This is a genomic window from Collinsella aerofaciens (assembly GCF_032584215.1).
Classification (GTDB): domain Bacteria; phylum Actinomycetota; class Coriobacteriia; order Coriobacteriales; family Coriobacteriaceae; genus Collinsella.
On sequence record NZ_JAWHPN010000082.1, the window covers coordinates 1 to 622 of the forward strand.

1 protein-coding gene is annotated in these 622 nt (G+C 54.0%); it reads right to left on the bottom strand.

Annotation, left to right across the window (positions count from 1 at the left end):
- On the bottom strand, positions 1–622 hold a 622-nt coding region (locus RX395_RS09845; RefSeq protein WP_316367301.1), incomplete at both ends, for an RNA-directed DNA polymerase.

The following is a 622-nucleotide window of genomic DNA, read 5'->3' on the forward strand; positions in this document are numbered from 1 at the left end:
TGCCTGCTCCTTTCTCGTATGCTCTTTTACCACGAGCTTCAATTTTCGTTGCAGCCCTGTTTCCACATACTTCTCAAAGAAATGCACATGGTTGCAGTGCTTCATTTGGCCCAGCCGTGACAATAGGCCCTGTGCCAGTTTCGGCCTGATCTTCTGGTGTTTCCGCATGGCCCGGTAACATTCTGATAGTGACTTTTTCAGCCGCACCATGTTTCGCTTTCGCAGCAAGGAAAACTTATGGCCGAACCGGTATCCCAGCGCCGCCACCGTCCGCTTTGCCGTCGGATAGAGCTGCCACTTGTTGTTTAGCTTCAACCGGCGGCCTGCAAGCCAGTCCTCGATCATGCCCCGCAGCTTCCGCAGTTTCCTTTTGTTGCGCCCGAACAGTGTCAGGTTGTCCATGTACCGCATATAGTGGTCACACAGCCCGCTGTTCCGTATCATCTGGTCAAGCGGTTGCAGCACCGTGTTGGCAAACCACTGTGAGAAAAACGCGCCAATCAGGACGCCGTACTTCATCAGTCGCTCACACACATCCAGCATCCTCCGGTCTTTGACCAGCCTCCGCAGGCGGGCCATCACCGTTTCAATGGTCAGGCTGTCGTAAAAATGGTGGATATCC